16 protein-coding genes and 2 tRNA genes are annotated in these 16937 nt (G+C 57.7%); 11 read left to right on the plus strand and 7 right to left on the minus strand.

The window, feature by feature from the left end; all coding sequences use genetic code 11:
* Positions 1 to 10 precede the first annotated feature (10 nt).
* Both KK102_RS21310 and KK102_RS21315 read left to right on the plus strand, forming a co-directional pair.
* Positions 11 to 87 (plus strand) — tRNA-Asp (locus KK102_RS21310).
* 53 nt (positions 88 to 140) lie between these two features.
* Positions 141 to 216: transfer RNA gene (locus KK102_RS21315), tRNA-Trp, on the plus strand.
* 97 nt (positions 217 to 313) lie between these two features.
* On the opposite strand, the gene hdfR is transcribed toward KK102_RS21315, so the two are convergent.
* A complete protein-coding gene (gene hdfR / locus KK102_RS21320; RefSeq protein ID WP_089599716.1) occupies positions 314 to 1135 on the minus strand; it encodes an HTH-type transcriptional regulator HdfR in 822 nt (273 codons plus the stop codon).
* Between the two features lie 118 nt (positions 1136 to 1253).
* On the opposite strand from hdfR, the gene KK102_RS21325 reads away from it, so the two are divergent.
* Positions 1254 to 1592 carry a MaoP family protein gene (locus KK102_RS21325; RefSeq protein ID WP_008501577.1) on the plus strand — a complete coding sequence of 113 codons (339 nt, stop codon included), beginning with the start codon at positions 1254 to 1256 and terminating at the stop codon, positions 1590 to 1592.
* Between the two features lie 29 nt (positions 1593 to 1621).
* On the opposite strand, the gene KK102_RS21330 is transcribed toward KK102_RS21325, so the two are convergent.
* Positions 1622 to 3142, minus strand: a complete 1521-nt coding sequence (locus tag KK102_RS21330; RefSeq protein WP_216358386.1) for a YifB family Mg chelatase-like AAA ATPase — start codon at positions 3140 to 3142, stop codon at positions 1622 to 1624.
* 341 nt (positions 3143 to 3483) lie between these two features.
* Here KK102_RS21330 and ilvL point away from each other — a divergent pair, with 341 nt between their 5' ends.
* The 7 genes from ilvL to ilvA all read left to right on the plus strand — a co-directional run bounded on the left by ilvL (position 3484) and on the right by ilvA (position 10034).
* A complete protein-coding gene (gene ilvL, locus KK102_RS21335; protein ID WP_001311244.1) occupies positions 3484 to 3582 on the plus strand; it encodes an ilv operon leader peptide in 99 nt (32 codons plus the stop codon).
* A gap of 89 nt (positions 3583 to 3671) precedes the next feature.
* Positions 3672 to 3719 carry a peptide IlvX gene (gene ilvX / locus KK102_RS22430; RefSeq protein ID WP_214609628.1) on the plus strand — a complete coding sequence of 16 codons (48 nt, stop codon included), beginning with the start codon at positions 3672 to 3674 and terminating at the stop codon, positions 3717 to 3719.
* A 2-nt stretch (positions 3720 to 3721) separates the two neighbouring features.
* Positions 3722 to 5368, plus strand: coding sequence for an acetolactate synthase 2 catalytic subunit (gene ilvG / locus KK102_RS21345; RefSeq protein WP_061716304.1), 1647 nt, complete (start codon positions 3722 to 3724; stop codon positions 5366 to 5368).
* Positions 5365 to 5628, plus strand: coding sequence for an acetolactate synthase 2 small subunit (gene ilvM, locus KK102_RS21350; RefSeq protein ID WP_126546159.1), 264 nt, complete (start codon positions 5365 to 5367; stop codon positions 5626 to 5628). The genes ilvG and ilvM overlap by 4 nt, the downstream gene beginning before the upstream one ends.
* Before the next feature lie 18 nt (positions 5629 to 5646).
* The gene (ilvE, locus tag KK102_RS21355) at positions 5647 to 6576 is read left to right on the plus strand and encodes a branched-chain-amino-acid transaminase (protein WP_023326297.1); all 930 of its coding nucleotides are present in this window, start codon (positions 5647 to 5649) and stop codon (positions 6574 to 6576) included.
* 60 nt (positions 6577 to 6636) lie between these two features.
* The gene (gene ilvD, locus KK102_RS21360; protein ID WP_045909248.1) at positions 6637 to 8487 is read left to right on the plus strand and encodes a dihydroxy-acid dehydratase; all 1851 of its coding nucleotides are present in this window, start codon (positions 6637 to 6639) and stop codon (positions 8485 to 8487) included.
* Positions 8488 to 8489: 2 nt separating this feature from the next.
* The gene (gene ilvA, locus KK102_RS21365; RefSeq protein ID WP_045909247.1) at positions 8490 to 10034 is read left to right on the plus strand and encodes a threonine ammonia-lyase, biosynthetic; all 1545 of its coding nucleotides are present in this window, start codon (positions 8490 to 8492) and stop codon (positions 10032 to 10034) included.
* A gap of 30 nt (positions 10035 to 10064) precedes the next feature.
* On the opposite strand, the gene ilvY is transcribed toward ilvA, so the two are convergent.
* Entirely contained in the window at positions 10065 to 10955 is an 891-nt protein-coding gene (gene ilvY / locus KK102_RS21370) for an HTH-type transcriptional activator IlvY (RefSeq protein WP_126546160.1), read from the minus strand.
* 152 nt (positions 10956 to 11107) lie between these two features.
* Here ilvY and ilvC point away from each other — a divergent pair, with 152 nt between their 5' ends.
* A complete protein-coding gene (gene ilvC / locus KK102_RS21375) occupies positions 11108 to 12583 on the plus strand; it encodes a ketol-acid reductoisomerase (protein ID WP_216358387.1) in 1476 nt (491 codons plus the stop codon).
* A gap of 38 nt (positions 12584 to 12621) precedes the next feature.
* Here the strand turns inward: ilvC and trmL are convergent, their stop codons facing one another.
* From trmL to lldP, 4 genes are all read right to left on the minus strand, one after another.
* A complete protein-coding gene (gene trmL / locus KK102_RS21380) occupies positions 12622 to 13095 on the minus strand; it encodes a tRNA (uridine(34)/cytosine(34)/5-carboxymethylaminomethyluridine(34)-2'-O)-methyltransferase TrmL (protein WP_010436675.1) in 474 nt (157 codons plus the stop codon).
* 87 nt (positions 13096 to 13182) lie between these two features.
* Positions 13183 to 14370, minus strand: coding sequence for an FMN-dependent L-lactate dehydrogenase LldD (gene lldD, locus KK102_RS21385; RefSeq protein ID WP_126546162.1), 1188 nt, complete (start codon positions 14368 to 14370; stop codon positions 13183 to 13185).
* Complete coding sequence (gene lldR / locus KK102_RS21390; RefSeq protein WP_010436677.1) at positions 14367 to 15140, minus strand: transcriptional regulator LldR; 774 nt, start codon at positions 15138 to 15140, stop codon at positions 14367 to 14369. The genes lldD and lldR overlap by 4 nt, the downstream gene beginning before the upstream one ends.
* On the minus strand, positions 15137 to 16792 hold the full coding sequence (gene lldP / locus KK102_RS21395) for an L-lactate permease (RefSeq protein ID WP_126546163.1): 1656 nt from the start codon (positions 16790 to 16792) through the stop codon (positions 15137 to 15139). Before lldP ends, lldR begins: the two co-directional genes overlap by 4 nt.
* Between the last annotated feature and the right edge of the window lie 145 nt (positions 16793 to 16937).

Raw genomic sequence — 16937 nt, forward strand, 5'->3', positions numbered from 1 at the left:
AGTCTTCGGTGGAGCGGTAGTTCAGTCGGTTAGAATACCTGCCTGTCACGCAGGGGGTCGCGGGTTCGAGTCCCGTCCGTTCCGCCACTTATTAAGACATTAAGCCTGCCTTATCGGCAGGCTTAATGGCAAAAAACTTTAGGGGCGTAGCTCAGTTGGTAGAGCACCGGTCTCCAAAACCGGGTGTCGCGAGTTCGAGTCTCTCCGCCCCTGCCATATATAATCCTTTGCTTCGGCAAAGGATTTTTTTTGCCTGTAAAACGACAAACACTTCAGCTAATAAAGAAGCCTGCATCTCTGCAGGCTTTTTGCGTTAGTCCATAATATTGATTTTTAGAAGATCTTTAATCTGCGACTGCTTATCGCTGTTCTGCAGCCAAATCGCATATAACGGTCTGGAAAGCGTCGTGGAATCTGCGACGGTATGCAGACCCGGTCTGCTGTCTGCCCAGCGAGTAGGTAGCCAGGTGCAACCCTTCAGTAAAGGTAGCTGCTGGCAGGCAATCTCCGCAGAGCTTGTTGTTAACTGCGGGACATCATCGCTGGCAATCAACCCTGACTCATGTTGCTGAAAATCCGGGCCCCATTCCAGGCGCAGATAACTCAGATCGGCTTTCATCATTGACGGCTCTGACGCATAAAGCGCAAGACCAAACTGCCCTACGATCTGGCTGCTAAATTCGTCCATCTTGGGGGCTTCGGTCGTGATCAGAAGATCCAGTTGGCGCTCATGGAGTTGCTTAACCAGCGACTGACGTTGCGCAATTCTGGCCTCAAATTGCAGATGCCCGTGTGAATGATACAACCGGCTCAACCACTGACTGAGCATGCATTCCCACAGGGATGCGCTGGCCCCGATCGAGAACTCATTGTGTCTTGATGTATGCGCAACCTCTTTACGCGCCGCTTGCCAGGTGTTCATCAATGTCTCCGCATACGGAAGCAGTTTTTCACCGGCAGGCGTGAGGCGGATATTGTTGCGATGGCGGGTAAACAGATTCACACCCAGTTGATTTTCCAGCTGTCGAATACGAAAACTGACTGCTGACTGCGTCAGGTAAAGGGCTTCAGCGGCTCGCCCGAAGTGGCGCGTTCTGCTCACTTCAAGGAAAGTTTTTAGCAATTCCGTATCCACATCTTTCTCCACAAAATTATTTGTCGTTATGATTTAAATGTTTTGTTTTACACTCTGTCAAGCGTAACTAATACTCCGCGCCATAAATAGCTCGGCCAAAGAATTAGGAGCGTGTAGGATGGCGGAAAGCTTTACGACGACTAATCGTTTTTTCGACAATAAACATTATCCGCGCGGGTTCTCTCGTCACGGAGATTTCACCATCAAAGAAGCTCAGCTGCTTGAGCGCCATGGTTATGCCTTTAACGAGCTGGATCTGGGTAAGCGTGAACCTGCTACCGAAGACGAAAAACAGTTTGTTTCTGTGTGCCGTGGTGAGCGTGAGCCGCAGTCTGAAGCAGAACGTGTATGGATCAAGTATATGGCACGCATTAAGCGTCCAAAGCGCTTCCATACGCTGTCTGGCGGTAAGCCGCAGATGGAAGGTGCAGAAGACTACACCGAGTCTGACGACTAAGATGAAGAGAAGGGGCTACGGCCCCTTTTTTATGCCAGCAACTTCTGCAGATGCAGCAGCAAACGGTCGATAGCGCGATAGCTCAGCGCTTCCTGCAAATGCTTTCTTTCGATGTCAGTACAGCCCTCCACGTCAGCAATTGTTCTGGCCACTTTCAACAGACGCTGCCACGCACGTATGGATAGTCCAAACCGCGTCAACGTCTCTTCCAGCCACCCTGCATCCTCACCGTTAAGTGAGCAAAACTGTCGGATCCCGGCATTATCCAGCCGCGCATTCAGTCTGTTCTGACGTGCATACTGTCGTGCCTGCGCCGCGATAACCCGCTCGCGAACTTTAGCGGAGCTTTCCGTCTGTATACTGGTCTGCCTGAGCAGGCCCGGCGGTGGAAGCGGGATTTCCAGTGATAAATCGAAGCGATCGAGGAACGGGCCGGATAACTTGCCCAGATAGCGCAGCGTCTGCTCTGGCGTACAGCGGTTATGATTCCCCTGATAGTGCCCCGTGGGGCTGGGGTTCATCGCCGCGACGAGCTGAAACCGGGCGGGATAGCTTATTTTGGCACGCGTGCGAGAGATATGTATCTCGCCGGATTCAATAGGTTCCCTCAGTGCATCCAGCACGCGGCGCTCAAATTCAGGCAGCTCATCGAGAAACAGAATGCCATTGTGCGCCAGTGAGATCTCTCCTGGCCCCGGAATAGACCCACCGCCGACCATTGCCGTCAGTGAAGCGCTATGGTGCGGGGAACGAAAAGGACGTCGACGCCACTGTTTTTGCAGCGACGTAGAACCGATCAGGCTATATATGGCGGCGCTTTCCAGCGCTTCATGATTATTAAGCGGTGGGAGCAGCCCACTCAACCTGCTCGCCAGCATGGTTTTACCCGTACCCGGTGGGCCAATCAGCAGAAGATTGTGTCCACCCGCTGCCGTAATTTCCAGCGCCCGTTTCCCTTGCTGCTGTCCCATAATCTCGCTGAGATCCTCTGGTACGTCCGTTACCACATCGTCACACTCCTCCGGTTCGGACAGCTCATGTCGCCCTTCCAGCCAGGCGCACACTTCCTGAAGGTGCCCCGCAATGAGACACCCCTTCTCGGCGATAAGACTCACTTCTGATGCGTTTTCATTGGCGACAATGATTTGCCGTCCTGCACGTATGGCTTCCAGCGCTCCCGATATCGCACCGGGAACGCCTCTTAACGCGCCTGTGAGCGCGAGTTCACCGACGAACTCATACGAGCCTAGCCTGGTTGTATTAAGCTGCTCAGAAGCCGCGAGAAGCGCAATTGCGATAGGTAAATCGTATCGTCCCCCCTCTTTGGGTAGATCGGCGGGGGCAAGGTTGATGGTGATCTTCTTTGCGGGGAAGGTATAACCGCTATTTATTATCGCGCTGCGAACGCGATCCCTTGCCTCTTTAACCGTCGTTTCAGGCAGCCCGACAAGCGTGAGTCCGGGCAGTCCATTACTCAAATGAACCTCTACGGAAATCAGCGGTGCCTTCACCCCTAGAGCCGCTCGCGTATAAACAACTGACAGTGACATTCACACTACCTCCTGGCGTGACTATGCCAGCGCCCATGTGCTCTTTTTAGCGTCATTTTGTGAATTTACGGCACCTGTTCAGGTATTTTCATGCTGCATTCATACCATTGCATAACCGTGGAAGCCGCCTCGCAGAACGTATAAAAACGCGTTTTGGCGCTGCGGCCCGCAGTGAAAAAATGAAAAATATTCATTTTCTATTTTCCTCATATAAAACAACGATTTTAAGAAAAATGATTTGCTCGCTAATCAAATGAGCCATAAATAAATCTTGTGTTTGTTTTGAATTCTGTGATAACTCTTTAGGTATTCCTTCGAACAAGATGCAGAAAGAACTGAAAATGACAGCCCTTCTACGAGTGATTAGCCTGGTCGTGATTAGCGTGGTGGTGATTATTATCCCACCGTGCGGGGCTGCACTTGGACGAGGAAAGGCTTAGAAATCAAGCCTTAACGAACTAAGACCCCCGCACCGAAAGGTCCGGGGGTTTTTTTATGACTAAAAAACGTAAACGAGGAGCAGAGAATCATGACTAGCACAAAATTCTGTTTCTCAAGATTTATGACGGGGAACTAACTATGAATGGGGCACAATGGGTTGTACATGCGTTGCGCGCGCAGGGAGTGGAAACCGTATTCGGTTATCCGGGTGGCGCAATTATGCCGATTTACGATGCACTGTATGACGGCGGCGTGGAACACCTGTTGTGCCGACACGAGCAGGGCGCAGCGATGGCGGCCATCGGCTATGCCCGCGCGACAGGTAAAACGGGCGTATGTATGGCGACTTCAGGCCCGGGCGCAACTAACCTCATCACCGGCCTGGCTGACGCGCTGTTGGATTCCGTTCCCGTTGTCGCCATCACCGGGCAGGTGGCGTCTCCGTTCATCGGCACCGATGCTTTCCAGGAAGTCGACGTTCTCGGCTTATCGCTGGCCTGTACCAAACACAGCTTCCTCGTTCAGTCTCTGGAAGAGCTGCCGCGCGTAATGGCAGAAGCGTTCGAAGTGGCAAACTCCGGTCGTCCAGGTCCGGTTCTGGTCGATATCCCGAAAGATATCCAGGTGGCATTCGGCGATCTGGAGCCGCACTTCTCAACCGTTGAAAGCGACAATGCGTTTCCGGATGCGGAAGTTGAAGAGGCCCGTCAGATGCTGGCGCAGGCGAAACAGCCGATGCTGTATGTCGGCGGTGGCGTCGGCATGGCGCAGGCCGTTCCCGCCCTGCGCGAATTTATCGCAACAACGCAGATGCCAGCGACCTGCACGCTGAAAGGTCTCGGTGCCGTCGACGCGGATTACCCATACTATCTGGGCATGCTGGGGATGCACGGCACCAAAGCGGCAAACCTGGCGGTGCAGGCGTGCGACCTGCTCATCGCCGTAGGAGCCCGTTTTGATGACCGCGTCACCGGCAAGCTGAATACCTTTGCGCCGAATGCCAAAGTGATCCATATGGATATCGACCCGGCGGAGATGAACAAGCTGCGTCAGGCGCACGTCGCCCTGCAGGGCGATCTCAACGCGCTGTTACCGGCACTGCAGCAGCCGCTGGATATCAACGCATGGCGTCAGCACACCGCAGACATGCGCGCCGAGCACGCCTGGCGTTACGACCATCCCGGCGAGGCCATCTACGCGCCGCTGCTGTTGAAGCAGCTGTCCGATCGTAAACCGGCTGACAGCGTCGTCACCACCGACGTAGGCCAGCACCAGATGTGGTCCGCGCAGCACATGACCTACACCCGCCCGGAAAACTTCATCACGTCCAGCGGGTTAGGGACGATGGGCTTCGGCCTGCCAGCCGCCGTTGGCGCACAGGTTGCCCGCCCGAACGATACCGTAATCTGTATCTCCGGTGACGGCTCCTTCATGATGAACGTTCAGGAGCTCGGCACCGTTAAGCGTAAGCAATTGCCGCTGAAAATCGTCTTGCTCGACAACCAGCGTTTAGGAATGGTTCGCCAGTGGCAACAGCTGTTCTTCCAGGAGCGTTACAGCGAAACGACGCTTACCGATAACCCCGATTTCCTCACCCTGGCCAGCGCCTTTGGCATCCCTGGTCAGCACATCACCCGTAAAGATCAGGTTGAAGCGGCGCTCGACACCATGCTGAACAGCGATGGGCCTTACCTGCTTCATGTCTCAATCGACGAACTCGAGAACGTCTGGCCGCTGGTGCCGCCTGGTGCCAGTAACTCACAAATGATGGAGAAATTATCATGATGCAGCATCAGGTCGCCGTACAGGCTCGCTTTAACCCGGAAACCTTAGAGCGCGTTTTGCGCGTGGTGCGTCATCGTGGTTTTCAGATTTGCTCTATGAATATGGAGACGGCCACAGACGCCAAGAACATCAGTATCGAATTAACCGTTGCCAGCCCGCGGTCGGTCGACTTACTGTTTAGCCAATTATCAAAACTGGTAGACGTTGCCCATGTTGCCATCTGCCAGAGCACAACCACATCACAACAAATCCGCGCTTAAGCGTGACAGGACGAAAAAATGACGACAAAAAAAGCTGATTACATTTGGTTCAACGGTGAGATGGTTCGCTGGGAGGACGCGAAGGTCCACGTGATGTCCCACGCGCTGCACTACGGTACCTCCGTATTTGAAGGTATCCGCTGCTACGATTCTCACAAAGGGCCAGTGGTGTTCCGCCATCGCGAACACATGCAGCGCCTGCATGACTCAGCCAAAATTTATCGTTTCCCGGTTTCCCAGAGCGTCGATGAGCTGATGGAAGCCTGCCGCGACGTGATCCGTAAAAATAACCTGACCAGCGCCTATATTCGCCCGCTGGTGTTTGTGGGCGACGTCGGTATGGGCGTGAACCCGCCCGCCGGTTACAACACTGATGTGATCATTGCCGCGTTCCCATGGGGTGCCTACCTGGGTGCTGAAGCCCTGGAGCAGGGGATCGACGCAATGGTCTCTTCCTGGAACCGCGTGGCGCCAAACACCATCCCGACCGCCGCGAAAGCGGGCGGTAACTACCTCTCTTCCCTGCTGGTCGGCAGCGAAGCGCGCCGTCACGGCTACCAGGAAGGTATCGCCCTGGACGTGAACGGCTACATCTCCGAAGGCGCGGGTGAAAATCTGTTTGAAGTAAAAGACGGCATCCTCTTCACGCCGCCGTTCACCTCGTCCGCGCTGCCGGGCATCACCCGTGATGCCATCATCAAGCTGGCGAAAGATCTGGGTATCGAAGTGCGCGAGCAGGTGCTGTCTCGCGAATCCCTGTACCTGGCGGATGAAGTCTTTATGTCCGGTACCGCGGCTGAAATCACGCCGGTGCGCAGCGTAGACGGTATCCAGGTGGGCGAAGGCCGCTGCGGTCCGGTCACCAAACGCATTCAGCAAGCGTTCTTTGGCCTCTTCACCGGCGAAACAGAAGATAAATACGGCTGGTTGGATCAGGTTAATCACTAAGTATAAATTTGGGACGGCACGCACCGTCCCATTAAATAGTCAGACGGGAGTAAATAAAGCATGCCTAAGTATCGTTCAGCCACCACCACCCACGGCCGTAATATGGCGGGTGCCCGCGCACTGTGGCGCGCCACCGGAATGACCGACGCCGATTTCGGCAAGCCGATTATCGCCGTGGTGAACTCCTTCACCCAGTTCGTACCGGGCCACGTGCACCTGCGCGATCTCGGCAAGCTGGTTGCCGAGCAAATCGAAGCCTCCGGCGGCGTGGCGAAAGAGTTCAACACCATTGCGGTGGATGACGGTATCGCGATGGGCCACGGGGGCATGCTCTATTCACTGCCGTCGCGCGAGCTGATCGCCGACTCGGTGGAGTACATGGTTAACGCCCACTGCGCCGATGCAATGGTATGTATCTCCAACTGCGACAAAATCACTCCGGGGATGCTGATGGCCTCCCTGCGCCTGAATATTCCGGTGATCTTCGTCTCCGGTGGCCCGATGGAAGCGGGGAAAACCAAGCTCTCCGACAAAATCATCAAGCTCGACCTGGTTGATGCGATGATTCAGGGTGCGGATCCGAAGGTTTCTGACGAGCAGAGCGATCAGGTGGAACGCTCCGCGTGCCCGACCTGCGGTTCCTGTTCCGGTATGTTCACGGCTAACTCCATGAACTGCCTGACCGAAGCGCTGGGTCTGTCTCAGCCGGGCAACGGCTCGCTGCTGGCGACCCACGCCGACCGCAAGCAGCTGTTCCTCAACGCCGGTAAACGTATCGTTGAGCTGACTAAGCGCTACTACGAGCAGGACGACGCCAGCGCGCTGCCGCGCAGCATCGCCAGCAAAGCGGCGTTCGAGAACGCCATGACCCTGGATATCGCCATGGGCGGCTCCACCAACACCGTTCTGCACCTGCTGGCCGCCGCGCAGGAAGCTGAAATCGACTTCACCATGAGCGATATCGACAAGCTGTCCCGTAAAGTGCCGCAGCTGTGTAAGGTCGCGCCAAGTACACAGAAGTACCACATGGAAGACGTGCACCGTGCCGGTGGCGTCATCGGTATCCTCGGCGAGCTGGATCGCGCCGGGCTGCTGAACCGTGACGTGAAAAACGTCCTTGGCCTGACGTTGCCTGAGTCGCTGGACCAATACGACGTGATGCTGACCAAAGACGACGCGGTGAAAAAAATGTTCCGCGCGGGTCCTGCCGGTATTCGCACCACCCAGGCGTTCTCGCAGGACTGTCGCTGGGATACCCTGGATGACGACCGCGCCGAAGGCTGTATCCGCTCGCTGGAACATGCCTACAGCAAGGACGGCGGCCTGGCCGTGCTGTACGGTAACTTTGCGGAAAACGGCTGCATCGTGAAAACCGCAGGCGTGGACGACAGCATCCTGAAATTCACCGGTCCGGCAAAAGTGTACGAAAGCCAGGATGAAGCGGTAGACGCCATCCTCGGCGGTAAAGTGGTGGAAGGCGACGTGGTGGTGATCCGCTACGAAGGGCCGAAAGGCGGCCCGGGTATGCAGGAGATGCTCTATCCAACCACCTTCCTGAAATCGATGGGCCTCGGTAAAGCCTGCGCGCTGATCACCGACGGACGTTTCTCCGGCGGGACCTCCGGCCTCTCCATCGGTCACGTCTCGCCGGAAGCGGCAAGCGGCGGCAACATCGCCATTATCGAAGATGGCGACCTGATTGAAATCGACATTCCGAATCGCGGCATTCAGCTCAAGCTGAGTGACCAGGAGATCGCGGCCCGTCGTGAAGCGCAGGAAGCCCGCGGCGACAAAGCCTGGACGCCGAAAGATCGCCAGCGCGAGGTCTCCTTCGCCCTGCGCGCCTACGCGAGCCTTGCCACCAGTGCAGATAAAGGCGCGGTGCGCGATAAATCGAAACTTGGGGGCTAATGATGGCCGAGTCGCAACCCTTATCCGCCGCCCCCGAGGGGGCGGAATACCTGAGAGCGGTGCTGCGCGCGCCGGTCTATGAAGCCGTGCAGGTTACGCCCCTACAGAAAATGGAAAAACTCTCTTCGCGCCTCGACAACGTTATCCTGGTCAAGCGCGAAGACCGTCAGCCGGTGCACAGCTTCAAGCTGCGCGGCGCCTACGCGATGATGGCCGGGCTGACCGACGAGCAGAAAGCGCGCGGCGTGATTACCGCCTCGGCGGGCAACCACGCGCAGGGTGTCGCTTTCTCTTCGGCCCGTTTAGGTCTGAAAGCGCTGATCGTGATGCCGGTCGCAACCGCGGACATCAAAGTCGATGCGGTACGCGGTTTCGGCGGCGAAGTGCTGCTCCACGGCGCCAACTTTGACGAAGCGAAAGCCAAAGCGATCGAGCTGGCGCAGCAGCAGGGGTTCACCTGGGTGCCGCCGTTCGACCATCCGATGGTGATTGCCGGACAGGGGACGCTGGCGCTTGAACTGCTGCAGCAGGATGCCCATCTCGACCGCGTTTTTGTCCCGGTGGGCGGCGGCGGTTTAGCCGCAGGCGTGGCGGTGCTGATCAAACAGCTGATGCCGCAGATCAAAGTCATTGCCGTGGAAGCGGAAGACTCCGCCTGCCTGAAAGCGGCGCTGGAGGCCGGGCATCCGGTTGACCTGCCGCGCGTCGGGCTGTTTGCCGAGGGCGTGGCGGTGAAGCGTATTGGCGATGAAACGTTCCGCCTGTGCCGGGAATATCTCGACGATATCGTCACGGTGGATAGCGACGCCATCTGCGCGGCGATGAAAGATCTGTTCGAAGACGTGCGTGCGGTGGCGGAACCGTCCGGCGCGCTGGCGCTGGCGGGCATGAAAAAATATATCGCACAGCACAATATTCGCGGCGAGCGTCTGGCGCACGTGCTTTCCGGTGCCAACGTGAACTTCCACGGTCTTCGCTACGTGTCCGAGCGCTGTGAGCTGGGCGAACAGCGTGAAGCGCTGCTGGCGGTGACCATTCCGGAAGAGAAGGGCAGCTTCCTGAAGTTCTGTCAGCTGCTGGGCGGCCGTTCGGTGACGGAATTTAACTACCGTTTTGCCGATGCCAAAGATGCCTGCATTTTTGTCGGCGTGCGTCTGAGCCGTGGCGTGGAGGAGCGCAAAGAGATCCTCAATCTGCTGCATGAGGGCGGCTATAGCGTGGTCGATCTCTCTGACGATGAGATGGCGAAGCTGCACGTGCGTTACATGGTCGGTGGCCGTCCTTCGAAGCCGCTCAAAGAACGCCTGTTCAGCTTTGAATTCCCGGAGTCGCCGGGCGCGCTGCTCAAGTTCCTGCACACGCTGGGCACGCACTGGAACATCTCTCTGTTCCACTACCGCAGCCACGGCACCGATTATGGTCGCGTGCTGGCGGCGTTCGAGTTGGGCGAGCACGAGCCGGATTTCGAAACGCGGCTGAACGAGCTGGGCTATGAGTGCCACGACGAAACCCACAACCCGGCGTTCCGCTTCTTCCTGGCTGGATAGTAGGTCGGGTAAGCGCAGCGCCACCCGGCTTTAGTGGTTCGGCAGAATCTTCCAGAACGCATCAATAAGCGGCTCATGCAGCCGCTTTTTTTGTGCGCACACGCCAAGCTCGAACGGCGTTTTCTCGTCGCTGCGCTCCAGAATCATCACGCGATTTCGCACCGGTTCCGGGCTGTTGTCCAGCACCACTTCCGGCAGCAGCGCCACGCCGCAGCCCAGCGCCACCATCGACACCATCGCCTCATGGCCGCTGACGGTGGCGTAAATCGACGGGTTGCTGATTTTCTGGCGGCGGAACCACAGCTCAATACGACGACGCACCGGCCCCTGATCGGCCATGATAAACGGCACCGTCGACCAGTCCGGTTTTTCCACCGACACCTGATTACGCACCGGGCAGGGCAGCGCCGGTGCAATCAACACCACCGCCAGATTTTCCAGCATGGAGAACGCCACCGCGCCCGGCAGGGTTTCGGGCTTCCCGGCAATGGCGAGATCCGCTTCGCCCGTCACCACTTTTTCCATTGCGTCGGCGGCATCACCGGTGGTGAGCTTAATTTCGACCGACGGATGCGCCGCGCGGAAGCGGTCAAGGATGGGCGGCAGATGGCTATAGGCGGCGGTCACGGAGCAGAAAATATGCAGCTCGCCGGAAAGCGACGGCCCCTGCTGATCGATGCTGTGCCGCAGCTGCTGATACTGCAACAAGGTCTGCTGGGCAAACACGCGCAGCTCTTCACCGGCTTCCGTCAGCGTGACGGTGCGGTTATCGCGCACGAACAGCGGCTGGCCGAGGTCTTCCTCAAGGCGCTGGATCTGGCGCGAAAGCGTGGAGGGGCTGACGTGCATCGCCCGGGCGCTGCGGCCAAAGTGACGGCTTTCCGCCAGATGCAGGAACATTTTCAGATCGCGTAAATCCACCGATTCCACTCCCTCTTTTTACATTGCAAAAATTGCAACGTGACGTTGTGAATATATCAATTTCCGCAATAAATTTCCTGTTGTAATGTGGGTACATTCTCGCTGAAACGCGAACCGAACAATAAGACACACAACATCACGAGGTATCACCCATGGCTAACTACTTTAATACACTGAACTTGCGCCAGCAGCTGGCGCAGCTGGGCAAATGCCGCTTCATGGCGCGCGATGAATTTGCCGATGGCGCGAGCTACCTTCAGGGTAAAAAAGTGGTCATCGTCGGCTGTGGCGCGCAGGGTCTGAACCAGGGTCTGAACATGCGTGACTCCGGGCTGGATATCTCCTACGCCCTGCGTAAAGAAGCGATTGCCGAGAAGCGTGCTTCCTGGCGCAAAGCGACCGAAAACGGCTTTAAAGTGGGCACCTACGAAGAGCTGATCCCGCAGGCGGATCTGGTGGTTAACCTGACGCCAGACAAGCAGCACTCAGACGTGGTGCGTTCCGTACAGCCGCTGATGAAAGACGGCGCGGCACTGGGCTACTCCCACGGCTTCAACATCGTTGAAGTGGGCGAGCAGATCCGTAAAGACATCACCGTAGTGATGGTGGCACCGAAGTGCCCGGGTACCGAAGTACGCGAAGAGTACAAGCGTGGCTTCGGCGTACCGACGCTTATCGCCGTTCACCCGGAAAACGATCCGAAAGGCGAAGGCATGGCGATTGCCAAAGCGTGGGCAGCGGCGACCGGCGGCCACCGTGCGGGCGTTCTGGAATCGTCCTTCGTTGCCGAAGTGAAATCTGACCTGATGGGCGAGCAGACCATTCTGTGCGGCATGCTGCAGGCCGGTTCTCTGCTGTGCTTCGACAAGCTGGTGGAAGAGGGTACTGACCCGGCATATGCGGAAAAACTGATTCAGTTCGGCTGGGAAACCATCACCGAAGCGCTGAAGCAGGGCGGCATTACGCTGATGATGGACCGTCTGTCCAACCCGGCAAAACTGCGTGCTTACGCGCTGTCTGAGCAGCTGAAAACCATCATGGCACCGCTGTTCCAGAAACACATGGACGACATCATCTCCGGCGAATTTTCTTCCGGCATGATGGCGGACTGGGCGAATGACGATAAAAACCTGCTGACCTGGCGTGAAGAGACCGGTAAAACCGCGTTCGAAACCGCGCCGCAGTTTGAAGGTAAAATCAGCGAGCAGGAGTACTTCGATAAAGGCGTCCTGATGATCGCGATGGTGAAAGCAGGCGTTGAGCTGGCGTTCGAAACCATGGTGGATTCCGGCATCATCGAAGAGTCTGCATACTATGAATCACTGCACGAGCTGCCGCTGATCGCGAACACCATCGCCCGTAAGCGCCTGTACGAAATGAACGTGGTGATCTCTGATACCGCAGAATACGGTAACTACCTGTTCTCTTACGCCTGTGTACCGCTGCTGAAAGAGTTTATGACTACTCTGCAGGCAGGCGATCTGGGCAAAGCGATTGCGGAAGGTGCGGTTGACAACGCGCAGCTGCGTGACGTGAACGACGCGATCCGCAGCCACGAAATCGAGAAAGTGGGCCAGAAACTGCGCGGCTACATGACCGATATGAAACGTATCGCGGTAGCAGGTTAAGCGTAATCAATCGGGTGGCGAAAGCCACCCGACATGTTTCAGCTACGCAGTACTGCGCCGGGATACCCCAGCTGGCGCCACGCCTCATACACCACTACCGACACCGCATTCGACAGATTCATGCTGCGGCTGTCCGGCATCATCGGAATACGAATTTTTTGCTCGGCTGGCAAGGCATCAAGAATGGTGGCTGGCAGGCCACGCGTTTCCGGGCCAAACATTAGATAATCCCCGTCCTGATAGCTCACGGCGCTGTGCGCTGGGGTACCTTTGGTGGTCAGGGCGAACATGCGCTGCGGTTTTTCGGCTTCCAGAAACGTGGCGTAATCGTGATGGCGAACCACGGCAGTAAATTCATGGTAATCCAGCCCAGCGCGACGCAGGCGCTTGTCGTCCCACGTGAAGCCCATCGGCTCAATGATATGCAGGCGAAAACCGGTGTTGGCGCACAGTCGGATGATGTTGCCGGTATTGGGTGGAATTTCTGGTTCGAATAAAACGATGTTAAGCATGCTGCCCCCTTAATTGCGGGGGCAGAATAGCATCCCCTCTCCCCTTTGGGGAGAGGGCCAGGGGAGGGGATCGGACCGCACAACGCCTTACGCCGCGTCGCCATGCGACAGCGGTGCCAGCGCCGCAGGCAGTTTACTCAACTCCTGCACCAGCGAATCCCGGCTAATTTCGCTAATCGTCTTCGCACCGGTCAGCGTCATCGCCACCTTCATCTCTTTCTCGATCAGGTTCAGCAGGTTCGCCACGCCCGCCTGACCGCTGGTGGCCAGCGCGTACAGGTACGCACGACCCAGCAGCACGCTGTCCGCGCCCAGGGCAATCATGCGCACCACGTCCAGCCCGTTACGAATGCCGCTGTCGGCCAAAATCGCGATGTCCCCTTTCACTGCATCTGCGATAGCAGGCAGCGCGCGGGCAGAAGAGAGCACGCCGTCGAGCTGGCGTCCGCCGTGGTTCGAGACCACGATCCCGTCCGCGCCGAAGCGCACCGCGTCGCGGGCATCCTCCGGGTCGAGGATCCCTTTGATCACCATCGGGCCGTCCCAGAATTCGCGGATCCACTCCAGGTCTTTCCACGAGATGGACGGATCGAAGTTATTCGCCAGCCAGCCGATGTAATCTTCCAGTCCGGTTGGTTTGCCAAGATAGGTCGAAATATTCCCCAGATCGTGTGGACGTCCGTTTAGCCCGACATCCCACGCCCACTGCGGGTGCGTAACCGCCTGCCAGTAGCGGCGCAGGGCGGCGTTTGGGCCGCTCATGCCGGAGTGGGCATCACGATAGCGCGCGCCGGGCGTCGGCATATCGACGGTAAAGACCAGCGTAGAGCAGCCCGCCGCTTTGGCGCGCTCAAGGGCGTTACGCATAAAGCCGCGATCGCGCAGGACGTACAGCTGGAACCACATTGGTCGCTTGATGGTCGGGGCGACCTCTTCAATCGGGCAGACGGACACGGTGGAAAGGGTAAACGGAATGCCTTTAGCATCCGCCGCGGCGGCGGCCTGCACTTCGCCGCGTCGGGCGTACATACCGCACAGGCCAACGGGCGCGAGCGCCACCGGCATGGAGAGCGTTTCGTTGAACAGTTTTGTCTCAAGGCTCAGGTCAGACATATTTTTCAGCACGCGCTGGCGCAGGGCCACTTCAGACAGATCCTCCACGTTGCGGCGCAGGGTGTATTCGGCATACGCACCGCCGTCGATGTAGTGGAACAGGAACGGCGGCAAAATGCGCTGCGCCGCGGCGCGATAGTCACTGGCTGCTGAAATAATCATGCTTTGTTCTCCCTGGAAATATCGTTGTCGCCAGGCAGACGGGTAATGCGCGCCTGTCGGGCCTGATCTTCATCGAATCGTTTAATGGTGGTGTGCACGAAGCCGAGATGCGCCATCATCGCCTTGCGCGCGGCCTCGGCATCGCCCGCCAGAATGGCGTTGAGCACCGCTTCGTGCTGTTCGGTTAGCTGAGCAAAAACCGGCGGGACCAGATACATGCGCTGGCGGCTCTGCTTTACGGAGGATTGCAGCAGGTCGAAGAACCCGCGCATGGTCTGCAGCAGAACGACGTTGTGCGACGCCTCGGCAATCGCCAGGTGAAACCGCACGTCAGCCTGCGAGGCGATGTCCGGGTCGCTGCTTTGCGTGGCTTCGAAACAGGCTTTGAGCTTCTCTTTGTCGGCCTCGGTTGCCCGCATTGCCGCGTGCCACGCGGTACTGGTTTCGATGGCGTGACGCGCTTCAAGGATGTCAAAGCTGTAGTCCGGATCGTTTTCCATCAGCGTTTTCAGCGGCTGGACGATGTTTTGCTCGGACCAGTCATCATGCTGCCAGCGCACGAAAGTGCCGCCGCCGCGACGGCTCAGCAGCACCCCTTCGTTAACCAGCGTCGCCAGCGCCTCGCGCAGTGAATTGCGCGACACGCCAAGCTGGGCGGCAAGCTGGCGTTCGGCGGGCAATTTCATGCCCGCTTCCAGATGTTGTTCTTCAATCAGCGCCCGCACGCGAGTGGCAATCTCGTCGGAGAGGCGCCTGGGCATCACTATCATGGAATCATCCAGGTTAAGACATAGGCCTGCAGCGTGGTAATAACGCCCACCATGCAGGTAAATATCAGGCTGTGTTTCACGGTAAAGCGGAACAGATCCGACTCTTTACCCACCAGTCCCACCGCGGCACAGGCAATGGCGATGGACTGCGGGGAGATCATTTTCCCGGTCACGCCGCCGGTGGTGTTCGCCGCGACAAGCAGCACGTCCGACACGCCAATCTGCTGCGCTGCCGTCGCCTGCAGGGCGGCAAACAGGGCGTTTGATGAGGTATCGGAACCGGTCAGGAATACCCCCAGCCAGCCGAGGAACGGCGAGAAGAAGGTAAACGCGTGGCCGGTATGCGCCAGCGCTAACGCCAGCGTCGACGACAGGCCGGAATAGTTCGAGATAAACGCGAACGCCAGCACCATGCCGATGGAGTAGATCGGCAGCATCAGCTCTTTAATCGTAGCCGCAAAGGTCTGCACCGCGGCGGCAGGCTTCATGCGCAGCCACACCACGGAAAGGATAGCGGCAAACAGAATGGCCGTGCCGGTGGCAGAGAACCAGTCAAACTTAAACACCGCCGCGTACGGCGTGGCGTCGTGCACCACCGGCGGCATACGCGCGACCATCTTGTCGAGGAACGGCACGGAGATGTTAATCACCATGTCGTACAGCGCGCCGCCAGGCGCGAACAGCGCTTTAAACGGCGGAATGCTCCACAGCGTCACGGTGGCGGTCAGGAACAGGAAAGGTGACCAGGCGCGGACGATCTGCCCGGACGTATAGCCCGTGCGGGCGAGGGTCTGATCCACATGTGAGGCACCCATATCGGCAAAGCGGAAGATGCGCACCGGCTGCCAGCGTTTCAGGAACAGCGTCAGACAGACCAGCGACACCAGCGAAGAGATGATGTCCGGCAGCTCCGGGCCGAGGAAGTTCGAACTGAGGTACTGGGCAATGGCGAACGAACCGCCCGCCACCATCACCGCGGGCCAGGTCTCCTTCACGCCGCGCCAGCCGTCCATAATCGCCATGATCCAGAACAGTACGATGATGGTCAGGAACGGCAGCTGGCGCCCCACCATCTGACCAATCTCAAAGCTGTCCAGCCCGGTGACCTGGCCCGCAACCAGAATCGGAATACCCATCGCACCAAACGCCACCGGCGCGGTGTTCACAATCAGGCACAGGCCCGCAGCATAAAGCGGGTTGAAGCCCAGACCCACCAGCAGCGCGGCGGTGATCGCCACCGGTGCGCCAAAGCCTGCCGCCCCTTCCAGAAACGCCCCGAAGGAGAAGCCGACGATCAGCATCTGCAGGCGCTGGTCCGGCGTGATGGAGAGAATTGACGAGCGGATAATGTCGAACTGCCCGGTTTTCACCGAGATTTTATAAACAAAGACCGCGGCGATGATGATCCACGCAATCGGCCACAGGCCGTAGAAGAAGCCATAGACGACGGAGGCCAGCGCGCGATCGACCGGCATTTTGTAGAAGAACAGCGCCACCATCAGAGCGATGGCAACGGTATAGGTCGCGGCAAGGTAGCCCTTCAGCTTGAGCTTAATCAGCGCAAAGAAGAAGAACAGGATCGGAAGCGATGCGATCAGGCTCGACAGCCAGATATTGCCGGCCGGGTCGTAGTTTTGTTGCCAGAGGCTCATGCAGGTCTCCTGGGGACCAGACAGCCTGCGCTGCGGGTGAGTCTCCGCTCATCTCTGCATCACAGTCTGTGTAAAAGTGGTCCTGCCAATATCGTGTTGTAGGGTTAATGACAATGAATGGTTAACTAGATGTTATGAGGTGGCA

Source organism: Enterobacter quasimori (genome assembly GCF_018597345.1).
Lineage (GTDB): Bacteria > Pseudomonadota > Gammaproteobacteria > Enterobacterales > Enterobacteriaceae > Enterobacter > Enterobacter mori.